This window comes from Nonomuraea rubra (assembly GCF_014207985.1).
GTDB classification, from domain to species: Bacteria; Actinomycetota; Actinomycetes; order Streptosporangiales; family Streptosporangiaceae; genus Nonomuraea; species Nonomuraea rubra.
On sequence record NZ_JACHMI010000001.1, the window covers coordinates 5,248,978 to 5,270,534 of the forward strand.

A 21,557-nucleotide genomic window follows, 5' to 3' on the forward strand; every position below is an offset into this window, starting at 1 on the left:
AGGCCACGCCGGCTGGTGAAGGCCCGATCCGCGGGCTCAGAACGCGTTCACGCTGTCCACCTAGTGGCGGTCAGGAGGTCGAGGAGGTCTCCATCGCCGGCGATTCCGCCGCGGCGGGCAGGTCGCCGCCGGCGGCCGGCCGCCGCAGGACGGCGAGCGCCACCGCGAACGCCGCCAGCAGCAGGCCGGCGGAGATGGCGAACGCGAGCCGGTAACCGCCGGTGAGCGCGGCGGCCTCGCCGGCCCCGGCCGCCAGCAGCTCGCCGGTACGCGAGGCGGCCATCGTGGACAGCACCGCCACGCCGATGGCCATGCCCACCTGCTGCGTGGTGTTGAACAGGCCGGAGGCCAGGCCCGCGTCGCTGTCCCTGGCGCCGGACATGCCCAGCGTGGCCAGCGCGGGCAGCACCAGCCCGCCACCCGAGATCAGCAGCATGGGCGGGAGCAGGTGGGTGAGGTAACCGGCGTCCACCGTGACCCGGGTGAGCAGCAGCATCGCCGCCACCAGCAGCACCAGGCCGCCCATCAGCACCGTACGGGCGCCGAAGCGGGCGCTGAGCCGGGCGGAGACGAACAGCGAGATCGTGCCGATGCCCACCGCGGCGGGCAGCATGGCCAGGCCGGTCTCCAGGGCGCCGTACCCCAGGACCCGCTGCATGTAGAGCGCGACGAGCACCTGGAAGGCGAACATTCCGGACAGGCTCAGCATCTGGGCGAGGTTCGCGCCGGCGACGTTGCGCGGGCGCAGGATGCGCAGCGGCATCAGCGGGGCCTTGGCGGTGGCCTGCCGTGCCACGAAGGCGCCGAGCAGGGCGATCGACAGCGCGCCGAGCCCGAGGGTGTGGGCGGCGAGCCAGCCGTACTCCTCGACCTTGACGACCGTGTAGATGCCCAGCATCAGCCCGGAGGTCACCAGCAGGGCGCCGATGACGTCGGCGCCGGCGGACAGGCCGATCCCGCGGTCGGCGGGCAGCGCCGGCAGCGCGAGCAGCAGGGTGACCAGCCCGATCGGCACGTTGATGAAGAAGATCCACGGCCAGCTCAGCGCGTCGGTGAGCACGCCGCCCACGACCTGGCCGATGGACGCGCCGGCCGCCCCGGTGAAGCTGAAGATCGCGATCGCCCTCCCGCGCTCGGCCTGGTCCGTGAACAGCGTCACCAGGATGCCCAGGACCACGGCCGAGGCCAGCGCGCTGCCCACCCCTTGCAGGAACCGGGCGGCGATCAGCAGGCTGGCATCGGTGGCCGCGCCCGCCAGCACGGAGGCGGCGGTGAAGATCGCGTTCCCGGCCAGGAACATCGCCCGCCGCCCGATCAGGTCGCCCAGCCGGCCCGCCAGGAGCAGCAGGCCGCCGAAGGGGATCAGGTACGCGTTGACGATCCAGCTCAGCCCGGCGGCCGAGAAGTCCAGATCCCGCTGGATGGCCGGCATCGCCACGGTCACGATGCTGCCGTCCAGGATGGTCATCAGTCCCGTCGCGGACAGCACGCCCAGCGCGGTCCAGCGCGAGGTGAGCACATTCGACATGGTCTCTCCCGTCTCAGGTCGACAGGAGAGACCGTAGCAGATGGTTCCGTAATAGACGATCCTTTTCGGACCTACTTTGCGCGCTCCCGTGCCCTGCGAGCCTGCTGCGGGCTCTCTGCGGGGGTCGCGAGATGCCCTGTCGCCAGGCGGTTCAGGGCTCGGACCAGCACCTCGCGCTCGTCGTCTGGTAGCGCTCCGAGCGCCGCGCGGTGCACGCCGTCCACGATCTGCTGGCTGCGCCTGGCGATCTCCGCGCCCGGCTCGGTGACCGCGATGATCCTGGCCCGCCGGTCGGTGCTGGATGGGCGGCGCTCGGCGTAGCCCGCCTTCTCCAGGGCGTCCACGGTCACCACCATCGTGGTCTTGTCCATGTCGCCCAGCTCGGCGAGCTGGATCTGGGTGCGTTCCTCCTCCAGGGCGTGCACCAGCACGCAGTGCATGCGGGCGGTCAGCCCGATCTCGGCCAGCGCCGCCGACATCTGCGTGCGCAACACGTGGCTGGTGTGGTCGAGAAGGAAGGACAGGTCCGTTTCTGTACGCGCGGGGGCCATCGCTGTCATGCCTGCCAGCCTACCCAAACCATCCCTTCGCAGATTATCCGCGAAAGGACGATTGGCCTGGCGGTGTTTTCCGCGTGGCCCGCGCGGAAGGACCCTGGCATGGCGAGAGCAGTGCGATTCGACGAGTACGGCGGCCTGGACGTCCTGCGGGTGGCCGACGTCCCGGTCCCCGAACCCGCGCAGGGCCAGGTGCTGGTCCAGGTCAAGGCCGCGGCCGTCAACCCCGGCGAGGCGAAGATCCGCGAAGGGCTGTTGCACGACCGGTGGCCCGCCACGTTCCCGTCGGGCGAGGGCAGCGACCTGGCCGGGATCGTGGCCGCCACCGGGCCCGGCGTGACGGGCGTCGAGCCGGGAGCGGAGGTCATCGGCTTCACCGACCGGCGCGCCAGCCATGCCGAGTACGTGCTCGTGGAGGCGGGCGACCTCACGCCCAAGCCGCCCGGCGTGCCCTGGGAGGTCGCCGGCTCGCTGGCCGTCGCGGGCTGCACGGCCTGCGCGGCCGTACGGGCGGTGTCCCCGCGGCCGGGCGACACGGTGGCGGTGTCGGGCGCGGCGGGCGGCGTCGGCTCGATCGCCGTCCAGCTCGCCAGGCGCGCCGGCGCCGAGGTGATCGGCATCGCCGACCCCGTCCACCACCAGTGGCTGGCCGCGCACGGGGCCGAGCCGGTCGCGTACGGCGACGGCCTGGCGGACCGGCTGCGCCCGGCCGGGATCGGCGCGTTCGTCGACACCCACGGCGGCGGGTACGTCGAGCTCGCCCTCGGCCTCGGCGTCGCTCCGGACCGCGTCAACACGATCGTGGACTTCGCCGCCGTGGGGAAGTACGGCGTCAAGGCCGAGGGCAGCTCCGCCAAGAGCGCCGCGATGCTGGCGGAGCTGGCCGCCCTGGTGGCCGCCGGTGAGCTGGAGGTGCCGATCGCCGCGACGTACGCGCTGGACGACGTACGCGCGGCCTTCGAGCGCCTGGAGCGGGGCCACGTCCGGGGCAAGATCGTCCTGCTGCCCTAGTTCCCCGTGGTGAGCGCCACGCGGTAGCGGGCCTGGTTGTCCACGACTCGCTGGTACGCCTCGTTGATCTGCTCCAGCGGGCGCTCCTCGGTGATGGGCCGCACGCCGGTCAGCGCGGCGAAGCGCAGGGTGTCCTCCACGTCCCTGGCGGTTCCGGACGGGTGGCCGTGCACCGACTTCGTGCCCGGGATGACCTGGAACGGGCTGACCTCGATGGGCTCCGGCGCGGCGCCGACCACGAGCAGCTCACCGTTGTACGCCAGCCCGTCGATCGCGCCGCTCATCGCGGCGGAGCTCATGGCCGTGGCCAGCACGACCCGCGCACCACCGAGGGCCTGCAGGGCCTCGGCCGGGTCGCCCGCCGTGGAGTCGAGGTAGTGGTGCGCGCCGAGCTGCTTGGCCAGCTCGGCCTTCTCGGTGCCGCGGGAGATCGCGACCACCTCCAACCCCATCTTGGCGGCGAACTGGACGCCCAGGTGGCCGAGCCCGCCGATGCCGAGCACCGCGACCAGGTCGCCGGGCCGGGCGGAGCTGTGGCGCAGCGCGTTGAACACCGCCACCCCCGCACACCCCATCGGGGCGGCCGCCACCGGCGAGAACCCCTCGGGGATCCGGGCCAGCGCGGTGGCCGGGACGACGGTGGCGTCGGCGTACCCGCCGGGGTAGTGCCAGCCGGGCACCTTCAGGTCGGCGCAGTGGATGAAGTCGCCCGCGCGGCAGGCCCCGCACGAGCCGCAGTTCCCGCCGAACCAGCCGACGGCGACGCGGTCGCCGGCCGTCCAGCCGGTCACGCCCTCTCCGAGGGCGTCGATCCGGCCGGCGATCTCGTGACCGAACACGGCGGGCCACCGCACGGGGTAGCCGCCGTGCACGAAGTAGTGGTCGGTGTGACACACCCCGACGGCCTCGACGGTGACGCGGACCTCGCCCCGCCCCGGCTCGGGCAGCATCGTGTCGGCGAAGCGGAAGGCGCCACCGGGCGCGGTCACCTGTGCGGAACGAATCGTGGACATGCTGGACCTCGCTGATCTGTCATGTGCGGACAGCAACGAGTCTTCACGCGGCCGACGCCTTCGTGGGGGCCATGATCGGCCCTGCGCGACCTAGGACGCGCAGTCCCAGGCACGACCACCGGTCCGTTCGGCACCATGGAGGGATGAGTCTCAACCGCGAGCTGGCCGACTTCCTGCGCCGCGCCCGCAGCAAGGCCGACCCGGCGCGGGCCGGGCTGCCGCCCGACGGCCGCATCCGGCGCGTCCCCGGGCTGCGCCGCGAGGAGGTCGCGCTGCTGGCCGGCGTGTCCACCGACTACTACACCCGCCTGGAACAGGGCCGCCGCATCACCCCGTCGGACCAGGTGCTCGACGCCGTCGCCCGCGCGCTCGGCCTCGACGACGCCGGCCGCACCTACCTGCACGAGCTGGTCGGCACCACCGCACGCCCCGCACGCCGGCGCACCCCGGCCGTCCAGCGGGTCCGGCCGGGGCTGCACCAGCTGCTCGACAGCCTGGACGGGCACCCGGCGCTCATCCTCGGCCGGCGCACCGACGTGCTCGCGGCCAACCGCCTGGCCCGCGCGCTGTTCACCGACTTCGACGCGATGCCGCCCAGGGAGCGGAACTACTCCCGCTGGATGTTCCTCGACTCCGCCGCCCAGCAGCTGTTCCTCGACTGGGACGAGCAGGCCCGCAACTGCGTGGAGAACCTCCGCCTCGACCTGGCCGCCAACCCCGGCGACCCGCTCGCCCGCGACCTGGTCGCGACCCTGTCCGAACGCAGCTCGCAGTTCCGCACCTGGTGGGACGAGCACGGCGTCTACCAGCGCACCTTCGGCAGCAAACGCCTGCACCATCCCATCGCCGGCGACCTGACCGTCGCCTACGAGACCCTCACCATGCCCGGCGACCACGACCAGACCCTGTTCCTCTACACCACCGAACCCGCCAGCACCTCACGCGACGTCCTCAACCTGCTGGCCAGCTGGACCCTGACCAGGCCGAGCACCGGCCCCGGCCACGCGTTCCCGCCGTGAGGTGCCCCCTGCCCGTCCACGCCACCGAGAGAGGCGGTGACAGTTCGGCGTGTCGCGGGCGCGCGCCGTCCGGGTGTCTGCGCAGACAGGCATTGCCGGATCCGTGCTGCCTGCGCAGTCACCTACCGGGGGCGCCCCGATAGTGTGCCGGCATGGCGATACCGCGATTGACCGAGCTCGAGGACGAGGCCTGGCAGGGCTTCCTGCACGTGCACGACCACATCTGGCGAGAGATCGAGGCCGGCCTGGCCCCGCTGAACGTGAGCATGGCCGAGTACAGCGTCCTGTCCCTGCTCGGCAGGGCAGGGCGCACCGGCATGCGCATGTCCGAGCTGGCCAAGCGCCGCGTGATGTCCACCGGCGGCTTCACCCGGCTGGCCGACCGGCTCGAACGCCGCGGGCTCATCGAGCGCAGGCGGGCGGAGGAGGACGGGCGCGGATACGTCGTCGTCCTCACCGCACAGGGGCGGACCGTCCTGCGCAAGGCCTGGCAGCAGCAGCACGGCGACCTGCGCCGCCTCTTCCTCGACCGGCTGGACGAAGAGGACCTGCGGGACCTGGCTCGGATCTGGTCGCGGCTCGGCCTGGACTCCGGCGACGCCATGGGCCCGAGGTGAGCGCCTGACGGGAGACCCGGTCACGACGCGTCGGCGCCGTGGAGTTCTCGGTGCCAGAGGTCGGTGCAGATGCGTTCGATGCCGGCGGTGAGGTGGCGGCGGTAGGTGGTGAAGGGCAGGCCGAGTTGTTCTGCGGCGAGTTCCTGGGTGGGGGTGCCGTGCAGGTAGGTGATGGACAGGGCTCGGTGGAGTTTGGCCGAGCGTGGGTCTTCGCGTAGGTCGTCGATGGCTTGGCGGAGCAGGTCGCTGAGTGCCGTGCCAGGGTCTTGGGGGGCTTGGTCGGCGATGAGCCGGGTGCGGGCCAGCGGAGAGGCGGCCAGGGCACCGGGCCGTGAGAGCTCGCGTAGTGCTATGCGGACGGCTTCGGCGAATTCAGCCTGTGACAGGACGACCAGATCTGCGAGGGGGGTGTCGGTGGAGCGGCCGAGGAGCAGGCGGTTCATGCGGTCGAGCCAGGTGTGTGCTGGTACTGCGCGCCAGTCGTGGACGAACAGGGTGTAGGGGTCGTTGTCCAGTCGTGGTTGTGCGGGGATGGTGCGCATGCCGTAGCGCTGGAGGTGTTCGGTCCAGGCTCGGCTGGGGCGGCGGATGGCGATGTAGGACCAGGCCATGCGTTCGGCGCGGAGGCAGTTGCCGATCAGGCGCCATTGGATGAGGTCGAGGACGGGGGAGTTGCCGCGGTAGTGCGGTAGCACCCACAGGCGGCTGACGGCCAGGTGTTCGCCGGCGCGCAGCGGGGTGGTGGCGCGTGCGTGCGTCCACGCCGCGGCCACGATGGGGTCGGCGGTGAGGTGGTGGTCGTCGGGTTCGGTGAGGCGGAGCCAGGTGGAGAAGGCGACGAGTTCGCCGGTTTCGGTGCGCCGGTACAGGCGGAAGGCTTCGGGGTGGTGTGCGGCCCAGTGGGCGGCGGTGCGGGCGGAGGCGGGGCCTTCGGCTGTTGTGGCGACGCGGAGGAGTGTGCCGAGGTCGTGGGGGTGGAGGGTGTCTTCCTGGAATTGGCCTTCCTGATGGTGGTCGTGGTCGGGGTGGGTGGGGGTGTGGTGGTTGCGGTGGAGGTAGAGCAGGGAGGCGACGGCGGGCAGGACGTCGGTGTCGGTGGTGGTGCGGATGGTGTCGGAGAGGTGGGTGTAGATGCGGTTGTGCATGGTGGTGTAGCCGTCGGGGTCGCGCCAGCGTAGGTCGGTGTCGAGGAGTTCGCGGACGAGGTCGTGGGGGAGGAGGCCGTGGGGGGTGGATTCGATGAAGGGCAGGTGGCGGAGCCAGCGGAACAGGTGGGGGGCGTCGTGGGGGAGGGCGGCGCGGAGGAGGGTTTCGGTGGTGAGGTGGGCGTGGGCGCAGATTTCGAGGGCGTGCTGGTGGGCGGGGGTGGGGAGTTCGCCGACGAGTTGGTCCAGGAGGGTGGCGACGACGTTGTGGTGGGGGGTCCAGCGGGTGCTGGCGTGGCCGTCTTTGATGGCGACGGCGGCGCCGAGCAGGAGGGCGAGGGGGTGGCCGCCGGCGAAGGTGAGGAGGGGGTCGCGTAGGTCGGTGGGGACGGCGCAGGAGTCCAGGAGGGCTTGGGCGTCGGTGGGGGGCAGGTCGTGCAGGGGGAGGATGGTCAGGGCGGTGGTCCAGCCGGGGTCGGCTTGCCAGCGGATGTCGGGGGGGTTGCGTGCGGCGATGGCGACGAGGGCGGTCAGGGGGAGGTGGGGCAGGAAGCGTTCGCGCAGCCAGGTTTCGAGGGCTTGGATGCGTTCGAAGTTGTCGATGAGCAGGATGGGGTCGGGGTGGCCGGGTGCGGGTTGGGCGTGGGTGGCGAAGGCGGTGGCGAAGGCGGTGGCGAAGGCGGTGGCGAAGGCGGTGGGGGAGGGTTCGAGGGTGCGGCCGTCGAGGGTGGTGACGGGCCGGCCGGTGAGGGTGGCTTCGTGGGCGAAGCGGCGGAGGAGGGCGGATTTGCCGATGCCGCCGGGGCCGTGGATGTAGAGGACGTTGCAGCCGCCGCCGTACAGTGCGGCTTTGAACAGTGCGATCTCTTCCTCGCGTCCGACGAAGGCCTGTTCGCGGGCTGCTTCCAGGCGCGATCCCAGCAATTCGGGCTGGTTACTGCTCCCCGATGACATTTCCCCTGATCCCTCTCCGAACACCCGGCATATACCACTCGTGAGTGCCGGTCCGCCTCGGACGCTGGCCGGATTCTCGGTGAACCCTTCACGGATCCGGCCGGCCAAGAATTCAACAGGACGCACCATGGCGTATCGCCATGACGCCCTCTCCACCGTAGGAAAGAGCGATGAGTCGTGACGATACCGCCCACTGCCCACCACAGGTACAGCAGGCTGTACTTTTGCATCTTTGGTCATGGCGGGAAACGAGAAATAAACCCGCTCGATGCGCGGATCATTCATTTAACGAATTCGCCGTGCGGAAATTCATCGGGCCGGGGAGCGAAGATCGCGGAAGAATTCGATGATGTCGTGAGCCAGCAGCCCGGGTTCTTCGTGGGCGGCGAAATGGCCGCCGCGGGGCATGAGCGTGTAGCGCGTGATGTGGTAGGTGCGCTCGGCCCAGCTCCGCGGGGGGCGGCTCAGGTCGGCGGGGAACAGGGCGACGGCGGTGGGCACCGTCACCCGTTCCGCCCGTCTGGTCAGGCCGTGGGCGTACTCGTAGTAGGGCCTGAAGGAGGTCGAGATCGTGCCGGTGAACCAGTAGAGGGACGCCTGGGTGAGGATGAAGTCGTCGCTGAAGCGCTTGGACAGGTCGCCTCCGCTGTCACTCCACGCGCGGTACTTCTCGACGATCCAGGAGAGCAGGCCGGCGGGCGAGTCGGCCAGGCCGTGGGCCAGGGTGAGGGGGCGGGTGCTCTGCTGGTGCTGGTAGCCGCCTTCCTCGGCCTGCCAGGCCGCCACCGAGGCGAGGTGGGCCTGCTCCTGCGGGGTGAGGCCGTCCGGGTCGTAGCCGGACGGTGGCGCCACGGCCAGCAGGTGGATGCCTGCCAGCGCCTCGGGGTGGGCCTCGGCGAGCCGCGAGGTGACGCCGGCGCCCAGGTCGCCGCCGTGGGCCGCGTACCGCTCGAAGCCGAGGTGGTCGCGCATCAGCCGGTGCCAGAGGTCGTGGGTCTGGTCCGCGTCCGTGAGCGTGGGCCGCTGGGGTGAGAAGGCGAATCCGGGCAGGGAGGGGACGATCACGGTGAAGGCGTCCGCGGCTGCCCCTCCGTACCGGGACGGGGTGGCCAGCCGTTCGGCGAGCGGGACGAGCTCGAGGAACGAGCTGGGCCAGCCGTGCGTGAGGACGATCGGCAGGGCGTCCGGATGCTCGCCGTCGAAGCGGAGGTAGTGCACCGGCGTCCCGCCGAGGTCGGCGAGATGGGACGGGAGGGCGTTGATGGCGGCCTCGTGGGCCCGCCAGTCGTAGCCCGAGGCCCAGTACGCGACCAGGCGGCGCAGCTCCGCGGCGTCGGTACCGGCCTGCCAGCCGCCCACCGGCCACGGCTCGGGCCACCGCGTGGCCTTCAGCCGGGCGCGGAGCTCGTTCAGTTCTGCGTCGCTGACCGCGATCATGGAGTCTCCTTGAGGTGCGGGCCCTCGCTTCGCGCGGGCTATGACTGGGGCTTGGAGTCGTCCGTGGGGACGCCGCTGCCTTCGTAGGCGTCCAGGCTCTCGACCAGGCCGAGGAGCTCGGGGTGGTCGCTGAACCGGTCGGTGTGCACCTGGGCGATCTTGGCGCCGATCTCGGGGTCGGGGTCGTCGGTGAGGTCCTGGGAGATCATGTTCGCCGTGAGCGGCAGGCCGATGGCGTCGATCTGGCGGTGCAGCGGGTCGTACATGTAGGTGCGGAAGGCGTCGATGTCCTTGAGCGCGTACATGGCGCCGTAGTGGAACTCGCCGCCGAAGTCGCGGCCGACCATGAAGAACTCGACGACGTCGAGCTTCTCGCCGAGCGTACGCATCAGGTCGAGCGCGTGCTGGACCTGGTCCTCCGGCGCGTCGGGCTTCATGGCGAGGCGTACCTGGTGGTAGATCATGGCGATTCTCCTCCGGGTGAACCTGGATGCAACGGGTTGTCGCTTTGAGGACTCTAGGTTCAGCCTCCGCTTAACGCAACCAACTGTTGGCTTAATTCCCGGCTTAACGCACCCGCAAGTTGTGTCTAGCATCGCCGCACCCCTAACCTGGCCACATGGCAGGAGAACCGCCGGAAGACGTCCAGCACCTGCGCGGCGACACCGCCACCGTACGGCCGGGCGGCCGGACGGCCCGCGTCCGCGAAGCGGTCATCGACGCCACCATCGCCGAGCTGAGCGAGGTCGGCTACGCGGGGCTGCGCGTCGACGCGGTGGCCGAGCGCGCCGGTGTCAACAAGACGACGATCTACCGCCGGTGGGGCAACAAGGTCGGCCTGGTGTCCACCGCCCTCATCGAGCGCCGCGGCCAGCTCGTGCCGCCCGCCGACACCGGTACCCTGCGCGGGGATCTCATCGAGCTGCTCAAGGAGATCCGGCTCGGCCTCGGCGTGCCCTGGGTCGTCGCGCTGCAGCGCGAAGCCGGCCCGCGCACCGCCGCCAACGCCGACCTGTACGAACTCCTCGACAGGTTCTGGCCGGCCAGGTTCAAGGTCTCGGGGGTCATCTTCGAGCGGGCCGTCGAACGCGGCGAACTGCCCGCCGGCACCGACCCCGGCTTCCTGCTGGAGATGGTCTCCGGGCCGCTCTACTTCCACCTGCTCATGCTCGGCCGCCCCCTGGACGACGACTTCCTCGAGCGCACGGCCGACTTCATCCTTCATGGCGCGCGGGCCCGGACCCACGCGCCGCCAGGCTGCGGGGACACCACCACGTCCGCGCCGCGCTAGGTGCGCCCCGCCGTGCCGTGCGGGCGCGGCCGGGCGCGGACGTGAGCGCGTTCCCCCTGGGGCCCGAACAGGATGAGCAGCTCGACCGGCGTGGGCCCCGCGTTGCCCATCCAGTGCGGCACCCGCGTGTCGAACTCGGCCACCTCACCAGGAGCCAGCGTCAGGTCCTGGTCACCGAGCACGAACCGTAGCCGGCCGTTGAGCACGTAGAGCCACTCGTACCCCTCGTGCCGCTGCGGGACGGGCTCGGCCGGGCCCGCCGCCCCGGGAATGATCAGCTTGTACGCCTGGGTGCCGCCCGCCCGCTGGGTCAGCCGGATGTAGGTCATGCCGTCGCGCCGGATCGGCCGCAGGTGGACGCGCGGGTCACCGGTCTGCGGCGCCCCGATCAGCTCCTCCAGCGGCATGCCGTGGGCCCTGGCCAGGGGGAGGAGCAGCTCGAGGTTCGGCCGCCGGCGGCCGCTCTCCAGGCGCGACAGGGTGCTTTCCGAGATGCCGGTCTCCGCGGCCAGGCCGGCCAGGGTCAGGCCCCGATGGCGGCGCAACCGGCGAAGCCGCGGGCCCATGGCCGCGAGCGCGGCGTCGAGATCGTCGTCCACAGTGGCCGCCCATGCTGAATTGGCAACGAGGAACACAAGCACCGGACGTCCGGCCCCGGCATCAACCGCCCAGGCATGCCTGCGCATTCCCGCAGAGCGCTTCTTGCCGGATCGGCAAGCTTTCGTGTGCCCGCGCCCGGAGGTGACGCAGACTCCCAGCAGTGCGCCGGACATCTCGCCGGCCACCGTCAGAAAGGACGCTCACGGTGAGCACCCACTCCCTCCGGAACGCCGGGCCCGATCCGGGCGCCGGCCGTGCCGTCCCGCCCGCGAGCGGCGACGAGCCGCCCTCCGCGCAGCGGCTGCGCTACCCGGCCGTCATCGTGTTGTGCCTGACCCAGCTCATCCTCGTGATCGACAACAGCGTCGTGAACGTCGCGCTGCCGCAGATCCGGCACGCGCTCGGCTTCTCCGCGACCGGCCTGTCCTGGGTGGTCACCTCCTACGCCCTGGTCTTCGGCGGGCTCGTCCTGCTCAGCGGCAAGGTGGGCTCGATCATCGGGCCGCGCCGCGCCCTGCTGATCGGCGTGTCCGTCTTCACCGCCGCCTCGGCGCTGGGCGGCGCGGCCACGACGCCGGCGATGCTCATCGCCGCCCGCGTCCTGCAAGGACTGGGAGCGGCGCTCGCCGCGCCGGGCACGCTCGTGCTGCTGATGTCGATCACCCGGCCGGGCCCGCAGCGGGCCCGGGCGATGAGCGTGTTCGTGCTGTCCATCGGCATCGGCGCCGGGCTCGGCCTGGTGCTCGGCGGGCTGCTCACCACGTCCCTGGGCTGGGAATGGGTGATGTACGTCAACGTCCCCATCGGCCTGGTCGTGCTCGCGGGAGTACGCCTGCTGGTGCCGGAGGCGCCCCGCACGCCGGCCCGGCTCGACGTCGGCGGGGCCGTCGCGTCCACCGTCGGCATGACCGCCCTGGTCCACGGGCTCATCAGCGCCGAGTCGCAGGGCTGGACCGGCCCGCCGGTCCTGGCCTCGTTCGCGCTGGCGGCGGCCGGGCTGCTCGCGCTGGTCCTCATCGAACGCCGCCACGCCGCCCCCGTCGTGCCGCTGGAGTTCTTCACGCGGATGCGCAGCGCGGCCCCGTTGCTGGCCATGATGCTGATCCCGGCCGGCCAGGCGGGATTCCTCTACTTCGCCGCGCTGTTCACCCAGAACGCGCTCGGCTTCACCCCGCTCCAGACGGGGCTGTCCGTACTGCCCTTCAGCGCCGCGCTGCTCGTCACGAACCTGCTGACCGGCCGCCTGGTGCCGCGGCACGGGGAGCGGATCGTCGGCTCGCTCGGGATGTCCGCCCTGCTGCTCGGGCTGCTGTGGATGTCGCGGATCGACGCCGCCGACACCTACGCCGGCGGCCTGCTCGGGCCGTTCGTCCTGCTCGGCCTCGGCGCGGGGCTGACCGTCGCCCCGGTCACCGCCGTCATCATGCACCAGGCGCCGCCCGCCCACCTCGGCGCCGCCTCCAGCCTCAACCAGGGCATGCAGCAACTCGGCGGCGCGCTCGGCCTGGCGGTGATGACCACCGTGTACGGCGGCGCCGGCACCGGCGAGGCCACGGCGATCGCCACCGCCCTCACCGCCGGGATCGTCTTCCCCCTGCTCGCCCTGACCCTCTTCGCCACCTGGGCCCGCCCCACCACGACCGCACGCTGACCACGACGACCTGGAGAACCACACCATGAGCAACGCACCCGTGCCCACCGGCCCGCAGGAGTTCACCCGCGCCTGGCAGGAGTGGCGGGCCGGCTGGGAGCAGTGGCTCAGCCGGCCCCTGGGCTGGCTGGCCGCCACCGCGCACGAATGGCTCGACGACACGCCCAGGAACCGCCCCGGCCTGCCCGGCCTGTGGTGGCAGGACGGGGACGCCCTCCATCTCGACCCCCAGGGCACCCCGATGACCTTCGACGGCGAGACCTTCACCACCGAACGCCGTCTCACCCTCGCCGGCGCCCCCGACGACGTCCGGGTCACCGTGGGGGACCTGGAGGTGGGCATCACCTACCGCGGCACGTACCTGATCGTCACCTACGACCCGGGCTCACCGGCGCGGCGCGACTTCCACGGCGTGCCCGTCCACGAGCCCAGCCCGCGCTGGGTGCTCCAGGGCCGCCTCGAACGGTTCGAAGCGCCGGCGTCCATCACGCTCGACTCCGTGGGCTGGGGCAGCCACGCCCACGACACACCCGGCCTGATCCGCTTCGAGCACGCGGGCACCGAGCACACCCTCCAGGCGCTCACCTCGAACGGCAGGTTGCTCACCGTCTTCACCGACGCCACCAGCGGCGTCACCACCTACGGGGCCGGCCGCTCCCTGGACCTGCCCGTCCCGGACGCCGGCGGCAACGTGACGCTCGACTTCAACCGCGCCGTCAACCTGCCGTGCGCGTTCAGCGAGCACTTCCCCATCTGCCCGCTGCCGCCATCGGGGAACCGGCTGCCCTTCGCGGTCGAAGCCGGGGAGAAGTCACCCCGCTGACGGGCTCCCGTCGTCCAGCGGCCGGGAACGTCCGTCATCCTGGGAACGATTGCAACGACATCCGGCCGCCGGACGATCAGGTGAGTGGGGGTACATCGCCGACGTGGGCCCACGACGTACGGCATCGGCGCCCCCGAGGAAGGTGATCGCGTGTCCCAGCCTGTCACGGTGTCCGATCCGGGGAGGACTCCCGCGTGGCGCTACGCCATCGGGATGTTCGGCACCTCGATCCCGATCAACATGATCAAGGGGTCGATGATCCTCTACTACGTCGACATCCTCGGGCTCGACGTACGCGCCTACGGCGCGGTCATGGTGATCTACGCGATCATCGACGCCCTCGACAACCCGCTCCTCGGTCACCTGTCCGACCGCACCCGCACCCGCTTCGGCCGCCGCCGGCCCTGGCTGCTCGTCGGCGCGCCGATGCTGGCCGCCTGCATGATCGCGTTCTTCTCCGCGCCGGCGTCCCTGGAGGGGGTCGGCCTCGTGCTGTGGTTCGCGGTGTTCGCGATCCTGTGCGAGGCTTTCGACTCGATGCTGAACGCGAACTACGGCGCGCTGCTGCCCGAGCTGTACCCGCGCGAGCGCGACCGCGCCGTCGCCAACAGCCTGCGGCAGGGCTTCCAGCTCGTGGCGCTGGTGATCTCGCTCGCGGTCACCCCGCTGCTCACCACGAGCGTGTTCGGCACCGAGGAGTCCACGCAGGGCTTCCAGACCACCGCGATCGTCTACGGGGCGGTCGCGGTCGCCGTGATCGTGTTCATGGCGCTCAGCGCGCGCGAGCGGCCCCGCTACTCCACCCGCGAGCGGCCCCGGCTGCTGCCCAGCATCTGGTCCATCGTGCGCAACCCGATGTTCTGGACGGTCGGCCTCACCGGCGCCTGCTACGGGATCGCCATGGCGCTCGTGCTGTCGGGCATCCAGCTCTACGTGCGCTACTCGCTCGGCCTCCCCGTCGGGAACGCGCTCTACCTCCAGGGCATCGTCATCCTCGTCTCCGCGGCCGGCCTCGCGGTGTGGACGCGCGTCGTGGCCCGCCGCGGCGCCCTGTGGACCTGGCGGCTGGCCTTCGCCGTCCTCGCGGTCAGCTTCGCCGCCCTGTTCTTCGCCACCGACCTCATCACCGCGATCGCCGCGGGGATCCTCGTCGGGGCCGGCTGGTCGGGCATGCTCGCCACCAACGACCTCATCGTGGCCCGGGTGCTGGACGCCGACGCCACCCGCAACGGGGAACACCGGGAAGGGCTCTTCCTGTCCGCCTTCGGGTTCTTCACCCGGCTCAACGGGATCGTGACCGGGCTCGCGCTCACCTCGCTCGGCGTGTTCTTCGGCTACAACTCGGGGGCCGACCCGGGCGGGGATCCCGGGCTGGCGTTCCGGGTGTACTTATGCGTGTACCCGTTCGTGCTGACGGCGATCGGCGCGGTCGCGGCGCGCTTCGTCTCGGTGCCGATCGAGACGCCGCCGGAGGCGGGCGAGCCGGCCGAGCCGCCGCCTCCCGGGCCTGGTGACGGGCCGGTCGGGCCGCAGGCTCCCAGGTCCGGCGACGAGACCGCCGCGGAGCGTCCGCGATGACCCGCCGCGTCGTGATCACCGCCGACGACCTCGGCAGGGAGCCGGGGACGACGGAGGTCATCGTCGAGCTGCTGGCCGAGGGGCAGGTGTCCGCGACGACGCTCATCTGCGTCTCGCCGGAGGCGGAGCGGGCCGCGGGCCGGGTGGCGGAGACCGGCGTCGTGCCGCGCCTGCACGTGACGCTCACCAGCGAGCGCGGGCTGCCGCGCTGGCGGCCGCTCGACGGCCCGGCGAGCCTCGCCGACCCGGACGGGACGCTCAGCGACGATCCGTACGTGCTCGGCGCCCGCGGCGAGGCCGGCGACGTCATCCGGGAGGCGGACGCGCAGCTGCGGTGGATGCGCGAGCGCGGCCTGGCCCCCGTGGCCGCCGACTCCCACGCCGGCACCCTGTACGGCCTGCACGGCAGATCCTGGCTGGCCGAGGCGCTCGCCTGGTGCGCCCGCCACGGCCTGGCCTTCCGGCTGCCCCGCGACCCGGAGCCGTACTTCGGCGGCCCCCTCCCGCCGGCCCTCGCCGCCGCCCACGAACTCGCCGTCGCCCACGCCGACGCGCTCGGCGTCGCCATCCCGCAGACCATCGCGACGAACCGGCGCACGGCCCGCGAGCTCGGCACCTACGAGCGGCTGCGGGACGATTACCTGCGCCGGCTCGCCGCCCTGCCCGAGGGCACCAGCGAGCTGTTCCTGCACCCGTCCCGCGAGGACGCGGTCAGGGGCCCCGACGGTGTCGTGCGGGTCTGGGAGGCGCGGCTGCTGCGCGACCCCGTGTGGCACAAGGCCCTGGACAGCGAGGACGTCGAGGTCGCCGGAGGCTGGTGGGCCTGACCGGCGCCGCCGAGTGAGGCCGGTGGGTCTGACCTGCGGTGCTGCCAGGCCCCGTGCGGGTCTGACCTGCGGTGCCAACCGGCCTTGTGAGGGTTTGACGTGCGGTGCTAACCGGCCTCTGTGAGGTCGACGAGGTCGGCGGGGGTCAACTCCAGCGTGCCCGCGGCGACGTTCTCCTCCAGGTGCGCCGGGGAGCCGGTGCCCGGGATGAGCAGGATGTTCGGCGACCTGGCCAGCAGCCAGGCCAGGGCCACCTGCGGCACGGTCGCGCCGTGCCGGGCGGCGACGGCGTCCAGGCGCGCGGCCGTGAGCGGCTGGAAGCCGCCGACCGGGAAGAACGGGACGTAGGCGATCCCGGCCTCCGCGCAGGCGTCGACCAGCGGGTCGTCCTCGCGCCGTGTCAGGTTGTAGAGGTTCTGCACGCAGGCGATCGGCGCGATCTTCCTGGCCTCGGCGAACTCGGCGGCCGTGACGTTGGAGACGCCCAGGTGGCGGATCAGGCCCTCCTCGCGCAGCGCCAGCAGGGTCTCCAGGGGCGCCGCCAGCGATGTTCCGCCGCGGTCGAGGTCGCCCATCCGCAGGTTCACCACGTCGAGGCGGTCCACGCCGAGCGAGCGCAGGTTCGCCTCGACGCCGCGGCGCAGGCCGTCCGGCGTCAGGCCGGTCTTCCCGGACGCGGGCAGGTCGATGTCGGAGCCCTCGACCAGCGCCCCCACCTTGGTCACGATGACCAGTCCGTCCGGGTACGGGTGCAGCGCCTCCCGGATCAGCTCGTTGGCGGCCACGCCGTCGCGCGCGTAGTAGTGCGAGGTGTCGATGTGGTCGACCCCGACCTCCACGGCCCGGCGCAGGACGGCCAGGGCCGTGTCCCGGCTGGGGCGGTCGCCCCTCGGCCAGCCGGTCAGCTTCATCGCGCCGTAGCCGATCCTGGCGACGCTCAGGTCGCCGCCCAGTGCCCATCGCGCCGTTGCCACGATCATTCACCTTAGAGGCTCGGCGGCGGCCCCGGTAGCAGCCGCGCAGGCGGAGCGCTCCCTGCCGGCCGGGCCGGGTCAGGCGGTGCCGGCCACCCCGACGAGGTTGCCCTCCGGGTCGGTGAACCGGCCGACGACGAGCGTGCCCGGTGTGCCCTCCGGGCCCATCCGGCGCTTGCCGCCCAGGCTCTCGGCCTTCTTGAGCGCCTCTTCCACGTTCGGTACGCCCACGTAGAACAGCACGTGACCGCCGAAACCAGGGCCGCCGCCGACGCCGCCGTTGATGCCGCCGGTGATCACCGTGCCGTCGCCGGTCGTGCTGCCGTCCACGAAGCCGTACTGGCCCGGCGCCGAGACCTGCTCCGTGGCCGCGTCGCCGGTGTGGAACCGCCAGCCGAACAGCTCGCCGTAGTACTCGCGCAGCCTCTCCGGGTTCCGGCCGATGATCTCGAAGTGCACCACAGGCTGTCCCATGCCGGGTCCTCTCCTCAGATGGGTGGGTCTGTGGGAAGACCTCGGCGGGCTCCGGAACTCATCGGTGAGGGCGGGCAAACTTGATCAATTCCTTAACGGCGTACGTCGCGTCACAAGTGATCATCTAATGCCGCATCGGCGACGCTGGGTGACAGACCGCCTCTCAGCACCCGATCACGACCCTTCGCCGCAAGGAGCCATCGTGCGCATCCGCGTTCTCGCCACCGCCCTCGGCAGCCTCCTGCTCGCCGGGCCCGCCGCCGCCGACACCCCCGACCCGGCCACCGCCCCGCCGGCCGCCGCGCCCGGCGGTGACCCGGGCAAGCTCTGCTTCAGCATCCCGGTGGGCGCCATGGCCGACGCCTTCAGCACCGTCGTGTCCGGCCTGGCCGCGAGCGCCGCCGCGTCCGCCGGTGTGGCGCCGGGCGCCGCCGCACCCGCCGGTGGTGTGGCGCCGGGCGCTGCCACGCCCGCCGGCGGTGTCGCGCAGGGTGCTGCCGCGCCTTCGGGTGGCGTGGCGCCGGGTGCCGCGGCGCCCAGCGCCGGCGCGCCCGCGCAGGGCCAGGCGGGACCGGCGGCACCTCAACCGGCCGCTGGTCCCACCCTGCCCGAGCGGATGCTCGTCCTACAGGCGGCACCCTGCTGAGGACCACCCCTCAGCCCGATCCGGCCCGGCGGCGAGCCGAGCCGGGCCGCCTCTCGGCCCGATCCAGGCCGCCGGCGAGTCGAGCCGGCTCCACCCGTCCAGCGACCGGAAGACCCGCACATGCACACCATCACCACCGCCCGGGCCGGCACCTGGCGGCTGCCCGTCATCCTGCTCGGCATCTCCGGCCTGCGGCTGGACCGCGGCACCCGCTACCGCCCCGCGCGCCTGCTCCTGTTCGCCCTGACCGCAGCCCTGTACTACCTGCTCACCCCGATCCTGACGACCCCGGCCGTCGCCACCGCCTATGCGGGGACGGTGTGGCTGCTCTACTACGGCGGCCTGTGCCTGACGCTCGGCGGCCCCGTCCGCACGGCACTCATCGCCCGCTTCGGCGAGGACCGCGCCTACGCCCTGTACGAGGTCGCCCTGGGCCTGCTCTTCATGAACCAGGGCTTCGCCCAGGCCGTCGTCATCCACGCCCACGGCAACAGCCTCCCAGCGGCCATCCCCTCCTGGGCCGCCTACGTCACCGGAGCGGCCCTCATGGCGGTGGGCACGTTCTACAAGGTCTGGGCGGCCCGCACCGCCGGCCTGGACACCTACTACTGCCGCGACATGTTCACGGGCCGCCCGCTCACGGACGCGAGCGAGCTGGTCGCCGCGGGCCCGTACCGGCACCTGCGCAACCCCATGTACGGCGCCGGCAACCTGCACGCCTACGGCTGGGCCCTCTGGTCGGGCTCCCTGGCGGGCCTCGCCTTCGCGGCCGCCTTCCAGGCCGGCATCTACCTCTTCTACCACCTGTGCGAGCGCCCCTTCATCCAGCGCGCCTACGTCAGGAGGTGAAGGTGATCCTGCCGGTGCCGTGGACGGCGCCGAGGCCCTTGGTGGCGCAGGAGTTCACGCCGGAGGTCGGGGTGGCGGTGCCGACGAGGTTCGATCCGGCCAGCGTGCCCTTGGTGACCCGCCCGCCGAGGAGCATGTCGCCGGGGTTGTAGCCGGCCACCTTCTCCACCGAGGGCCGCACGGTGGACACGCCCGTCTGACGGCCGTCGGCCCCGTACCAGGTGATCGTGCCCTTGCCGCGGACGTCCCGCACGCCGGCGCACGAGGCGCGGCCGGTGCTGTGCACGGTCATGATGCCCGAGCGCAGGCCGGCCGCCGACGGCGCCGAGGAGGTGCAGCCGGTCAGCACGATGGAGGCCTTGGCCGTCACGTTGCGGGGCAGCAGCCCGACCGGCGGCTCGAACGTGATCGGCCGTTCCGAGGTGGTGGAGACCTGGCAGGTGAGCAGCGTCTGCTGGACGGTCGCCGCCGCGGCCGGGGCGGTGGTCAGGGCGGCCGCCACGGCTACGGGCACGAGCGACCGGAAGCGGATGGGCGGGTGAAAGGGCATGTCGTCTCCTTGTACGGGCCGTGATCGGTGCGCGGCCGATCCCCGCCGGCGCGCGTCCGCGACAGAAGCGAGCATGATCTGCGGCCGCACGGGCCAACCGCCTCGCGGCAAAACTTGATCAACTCCTTAACGGCGGACGACGTGCCACAAGTGATCATCTATCGCCCCATCGGGGACGCTGGGTGACACGAGGCGTACGACGCCCTCGGAGGAAGGAGCTCGCCGTGAGCGACGAAGACATCGTGACCGTGGTCCGCGAGCACTGCGCGAGGATCCTCAAGGTCGATCCCGGCCGGGTCACCGAGGACGCGCTGCTGCGCGAGGACCTGGAGGCCGACAGCCTGGACCTGGCCGAGCTCCACGTCGCCCTGGAGGACACGTGGGGGCCGCTGCCCCGCGAGACCCTCGCCGACGTCCGGACGGTCGGCGACGTGCTGGCCAAGGCCCGCCTGCTGCTCAGCGAGCGCGCGTGACGGCCTCGCGGGTCCGGGTCGCGGTGACCGGGCTGGGGGTCCGCACGCCGGCGGGCGCCCAGCCCAAGGAGCTGTGGAACGCGCTGCTGGCCGGACGGTCCACCGCCCGCCCGATCACCTCGTTCGACACCGGGGGGCTGGGCGTCGGCTTCGCCTGCCAGGTCACCGACCTGGACGTCTCGGCGTACCTGACGCCCAAGCAGGCGTCCAGGCTCGACCGGATGGCCCAGCTCGCGCTGTGCGCCGCCACCGACGCCCTCGCCGACGCCGGAGCGCCGCGGACGCCGCCGCACCGGCGGGCGGTGGTGACCGGCTCCGGCTTCGGCGGCAGGATGACCGACGAGTCCGGCATGCTCACCGGGCGGCACCCCGGGCGCGGCAATCCCGGCCCGCTGCACGTACCGATGATCATGCACAACTCCGCGGCCGCGGCCATCAGCATCCAGCACCGCGTCCAGGGCCCCAGCCTGGGGGTGGAGACGGCCTGCGCGTCCGGCTCCCACGCGATCGGCGAGGCGGCCCGTCTGCTGCGCGACGGCTCCGCCGACCTGGTGATCGCCGGTGGGGCCGAAGCCTGCGTCACGCCGAGCGTGCTGCTCGCCTTCCACCGCTGCCAGGCCCTGTCGGAGCGCAACGACGCGCCCGAGCGGGCCAGCAGGCCCTTCGACCGGGACCGCGACGGGTTCGTGCTGGCCGAGGGCGCAGCCTTCCTCGTCCTGGAGAACCTCGACCACGCCCTGCGCCGCGACGCCCGCATCCACGCCGAGCTCGTCGGCTACGCCGCCACCTCCGACGCCCACCACCTGACCGCGCCGCCGCCGCGCGGCGAGGGAGCCGCGCGCTGCATGCGGGCCGCTCTCGCCGACGCCCGCCTGGCCCCCGAAGAGATCACGCACGTGAACGCCCACGGCACCGGTACGCCGCTCAACGACGTCGCCGAGGCCCAGGCGATCAACGAGGCGTTCGGCGCCACCAGGGTTCCCGTCACCTCGATCAAGGGGGTCACCGGGCACGCCATCGCCGCCGCCGGCGCCATCGAGGCCGTGGCCGCCGTCCTGTCGCTCAACGAACGGGCCATCCCGCCCACCGCCAACCTCGACCACCTGGACCCTCGATGCGACCTCGACGTCGTCGGCCGGGTCCGGCCCATGCCGCCGGGGCCGGTGATGTCCAACTCGTTCGGCTTCGGCGGCCACAACGCCACGCTGATCTTCTCGCCGCACTGACCAAGGACCTGACATGCGTATCTCCGCCGCCCTGCTCGCCACCACCCTGATCGCCTGCGCACCGGCCGCCCCGGCGGCGGCCGACGTGCCGTTCGCGGACCCGGACAGGGTGTGCGTCACCGTGCCCGTGCAGTCCCTCGCCCAGGCCTTCACGAACTTCTTCACCTCCGGCACCACCGCCGGGACGACGCCCGCGACCGCACCACCGGTGCGGCTCTTCGGCTTGGAGCTGCCCAGGGAGGTGCGCGTCCTGGAGGCCGCGTCCTGCTGAGCCCCGCCCACCAGGGCACTCCCGGAGCTGTGAGAGGTGATGC

At 72.5% G+C, this 21,557-nt stretch carries 23 protein-coding genes; 13 read left to right on the forward strand and 10 right to left on the reverse strand.

Annotated features, from left to right (window positions below; translation table 11 throughout):
• Positions 1–70: 70 nt before the first annotated feature.
• Together HD593_RS23900 and HD593_RS23905 are read right to left on the reverse strand one after the other, a co-directional pair.
• Positions 71–1,528 carry an MFS transporter gene (locus tag HD593_RS23900; RefSeq protein ID WP_185104344.1) on the reverse strand — a complete coding sequence of 486 codons (1,458 nt, stop codon included), beginning with the start codon at positions 1,526–1,528 and terminating at the stop codon, positions 71–73.
• A gap of 71 nt (positions 1,529–1,599) precedes the next feature.
• Positions 1,600–2,088, reverse strand: a complete 489-nt coding sequence (locus HD593_RS23905; RefSeq protein ID WP_185104345.1) for a MarR family winged helix-turn-helix transcriptional regulator — start codon at positions 2,086–2,088, stop codon at positions 1,600–1,602.
• Positions 2,089–2,187: 99 nt separating this feature from the next.
• Here HD593_RS23905 and HD593_RS23910 point away from each other — a divergent pair, with 99 nt between their 5' ends.
• A complete protein-coding gene (locus tag HD593_RS23910) occupies positions 2,188–3,096 on the forward strand; it encodes an NADP-dependent oxidoreductase (protein WP_185104346.1) in 909 nt (302 codons plus the stop codon).
• Here the strand turns inward: HD593_RS23910 and HD593_RS23915 are convergent.
• Positions 3,093–4,109, reverse strand: a complete 1,017-nt coding sequence (locus tag HD593_RS23915) for an alcohol dehydrogenase (protein WP_185104347.1) — start codon at positions 4,107–4,109, stop codon at positions 3,093–3,095. The two genes, HD593_RS23910 and HD593_RS23915, sit on opposite strands and share 4 nt — an antisense overlap.
• A 143-nt stretch (positions 4,110–4,252) precedes the next feature.
• On the opposite strand from HD593_RS23915, the gene HD593_RS23920 reads away from it, so the two are divergent.
• Together HD593_RS23920 and HD593_RS23925 are read left to right on the forward strand one after the other, a co-directional pair.
• Complete coding sequence (locus HD593_RS23920; RefSeq protein ID WP_185104348.1) at positions 4,253–5,128, forward strand: helix-turn-helix domain-containing protein; 876 nt, start codon at positions 4,253–4,255, stop codon at positions 5,126–5,128.
• Positions 5,129–5,280: 152 nt separating this feature from the next.
• Entirely contained in the window at positions 5,281–5,745 is a 465-nt protein-coding gene (locus tag HD593_RS23925; protein ID WP_221524921.1) for a MarR family winged helix-turn-helix transcriptional regulator, read from the forward strand.
• Between the two features lie 20 nt (positions 5,746–5,765).
• Here HD593_RS23925 and HD593_RS23930 read toward each other — a convergent pair whose 3' ends face one another.
• From HD593_RS23930 to HD593_RS23940, 3 genes are all read right to left on the reverse strand, one after another.
• On the reverse strand, positions 5,766–7,814 hold the full coding sequence (locus tag HD593_RS23930) for an ATP-binding protein (protein WP_185104349.1): 2,049 nt from the start codon (positions 7,812–7,814) through the stop codon (positions 5,766–5,768).
• A 339-nt stretch (positions 7,815–8,153) separates the two neighbouring features.
• Positions 8,154–9,281, reverse strand: coding sequence for an epoxide hydrolase family protein (locus HD593_RS23935; protein WP_185104350.1), 1,128 nt, complete (start codon positions 9,279–9,281; stop codon positions 8,154–8,156).
• Between the two features lie 38 nt (positions 9,282–9,319).
• Positions 9,320–9,745, reverse strand: coding sequence for a Dabb family protein (locus HD593_RS23940; protein ID WP_185104351.1), 426 nt, complete (start codon positions 9,743–9,745; stop codon positions 9,320–9,322).
• A 155-nt stretch (positions 9,746–9,900) separates the two neighbouring features.
• Here HD593_RS23940 and HD593_RS23945 point away from each other — a divergent pair, with 155 nt between their 5' ends.
• On the forward strand, positions 9,901–10,572 hold the full coding sequence (locus HD593_RS23945; protein ID WP_185104352.1) for a TetR/AcrR family transcriptional regulator: 672 nt from the start codon (positions 9,901–9,903) through the stop codon (positions 10,570–10,572).
• Here HD593_RS23945 and HD593_RS23950 read toward each other — a convergent pair.
• Positions 10,569–11,171, reverse strand: a complete 603-nt coding sequence (locus tag HD593_RS23950) for an XRE family transcriptional regulator (protein WP_312903655.1) — start codon at positions 11,169–11,171, stop codon at positions 10,569–10,571. The genes HD593_RS23945 and HD593_RS23950 overlap by 4 nt on opposite strands.
• Before the next feature lie 206 nt (positions 11,172–11,377).
• Here HD593_RS23950 and HD593_RS23955 point away from each other — a divergent pair, with 206 nt between their 5' ends.
• The 4 genes from HD593_RS23955 (at position 11,378) to HD593_RS23970 (ending at position 16,051) form a co-directional block, all read left to right on the forward strand.
• Positions 11,378–12,823: an MFS transporter gene (locus HD593_RS23955; RefSeq protein ID WP_185104354.1), complete on the forward strand. Its 1,446-nt coding sequence runs from the start codon at positions 11,378–11,380 to the stop codon at positions 12,821–12,823.
• Positions 12,824–12,848: 25 nt separating this feature from the next.
• Positions 12,849–13,646: a DUF1684 domain-containing protein gene (locus HD593_RS23960; RefSeq protein WP_185104355.1), complete on the forward strand. Its 798-nt coding sequence runs from the start codon at positions 12,849–12,851 to the stop codon at positions 13,644–13,646.
• 150 nt (positions 13,647–13,796) lie between these two features.
• Positions 13,797–15,224, forward strand: coding sequence for an MFS transporter (locus HD593_RS23965; RefSeq protein ID WP_312903657.1), 1,428 nt, complete (start codon positions 13,797–13,799; stop codon positions 15,222–15,224).
• Positions 15,221–16,051 (forward strand): carbohydrate deacetylase, encoded by an 831-nt coding sequence (locus HD593_RS23970; protein WP_185104356.1) that lies wholly within the window; start codon positions 15,221–15,223, stop codon positions 16,049–16,051. Before HD593_RS23965 ends, HD593_RS23970 begins: the two co-directional genes overlap by 4 nt.
• Before the next feature lie 107 nt (positions 16,052–16,158).
• Here the strand turns inward: HD593_RS23970 and HD593_RS23975 are convergent, their stop codons facing one another.
• Positions 16,159–17,031, reverse strand: coding sequence for an oxidoreductase (locus tag HD593_RS23975; protein ID WP_221524922.1), 873 nt, complete (start codon positions 17,029–17,031; stop codon positions 16,159–16,161).
• A 72-nt stretch (positions 17,032–17,103) separates the two neighbouring features.
• Entirely contained in the window at positions 17,104–17,499 is a 396-nt protein-coding gene (locus HD593_RS23980; RefSeq protein WP_185104358.1) for a VOC family protein, read from the reverse strand.
• Positions 17,500–17,701: 202 nt separating this feature from the next.
• Between HD593_RS23980 and HD593_RS23985 the strand changes: the two genes are divergently transcribed.
• Both HD593_RS23985 and HD593_RS23990 read left to right on the forward strand, forming a co-directional pair.
• A complete protein-coding gene (locus tag HD593_RS23985; protein ID WP_185104359.1) occupies positions 17,702–18,145 on the forward strand; it encodes a hypothetical protein in 444 nt (147 codons plus the stop codon).
• Between the two features lie 120 nt (positions 18,146–18,265).
• Entirely contained in the window at positions 18,266–18,994 is a 729-nt protein-coding gene (locus HD593_RS23990; RefSeq protein WP_185104360.1) for a PEMT/PEM2 family methyltransferase, read from the forward strand.
• Here HD593_RS23990 and HD593_RS23995 read toward each other — a convergent pair.
• Positions 18,984–19,544, reverse strand: coding sequence for a hypothetical protein (locus HD593_RS23995; RefSeq protein WP_185104361.1), 561 nt, complete (start codon positions 19,542–19,544; stop codon positions 18,984–18,986). The two genes, HD593_RS23990 and HD593_RS23995, sit on opposite strands and share 11 nt — an antisense overlap.
• Positions 19,545–19,768: 224 nt before the next feature.
• Here HD593_RS23995 and HD593_RS24000 point away from each other — a divergent pair, with 224 nt between their 5' ends.
• The 3 genes from HD593_RS24000 to HD593_RS24010 are packed head-to-tail and all read left to right on the forward strand — an operon-like array spanning position 19,769 to position 21,514.
• Positions 19,769–20,017, forward strand: a complete 249-nt coding sequence (locus tag HD593_RS24000; RefSeq protein WP_312903659.1) for an acyl carrier protein — start codon at positions 19,769–19,771, stop codon at positions 20,015–20,017.
• Positions 20,014–21,243: a beta-ketoacyl-[acyl-carrier-protein] synthase family protein gene (locus HD593_RS24005; RefSeq protein ID WP_185104362.1), complete on the forward strand. Its 1,230-nt coding sequence runs from the start codon at positions 20,014–20,016 to the stop codon at positions 21,241–21,243. The genes HD593_RS24000 and HD593_RS24005 overlap by 4 nt, the downstream gene beginning before the upstream one ends.
• Before the next feature lie 13 nt (positions 21,244–21,256).
• Complete coding sequence (locus HD593_RS24010) at positions 21,257–21,514, forward strand: hypothetical protein (protein WP_185104363.1); 258 nt, start codon at positions 21,257–21,259, stop codon at positions 21,512–21,514.
• Positions 21,515–21,557 lie beyond the last annotated feature (43 nt).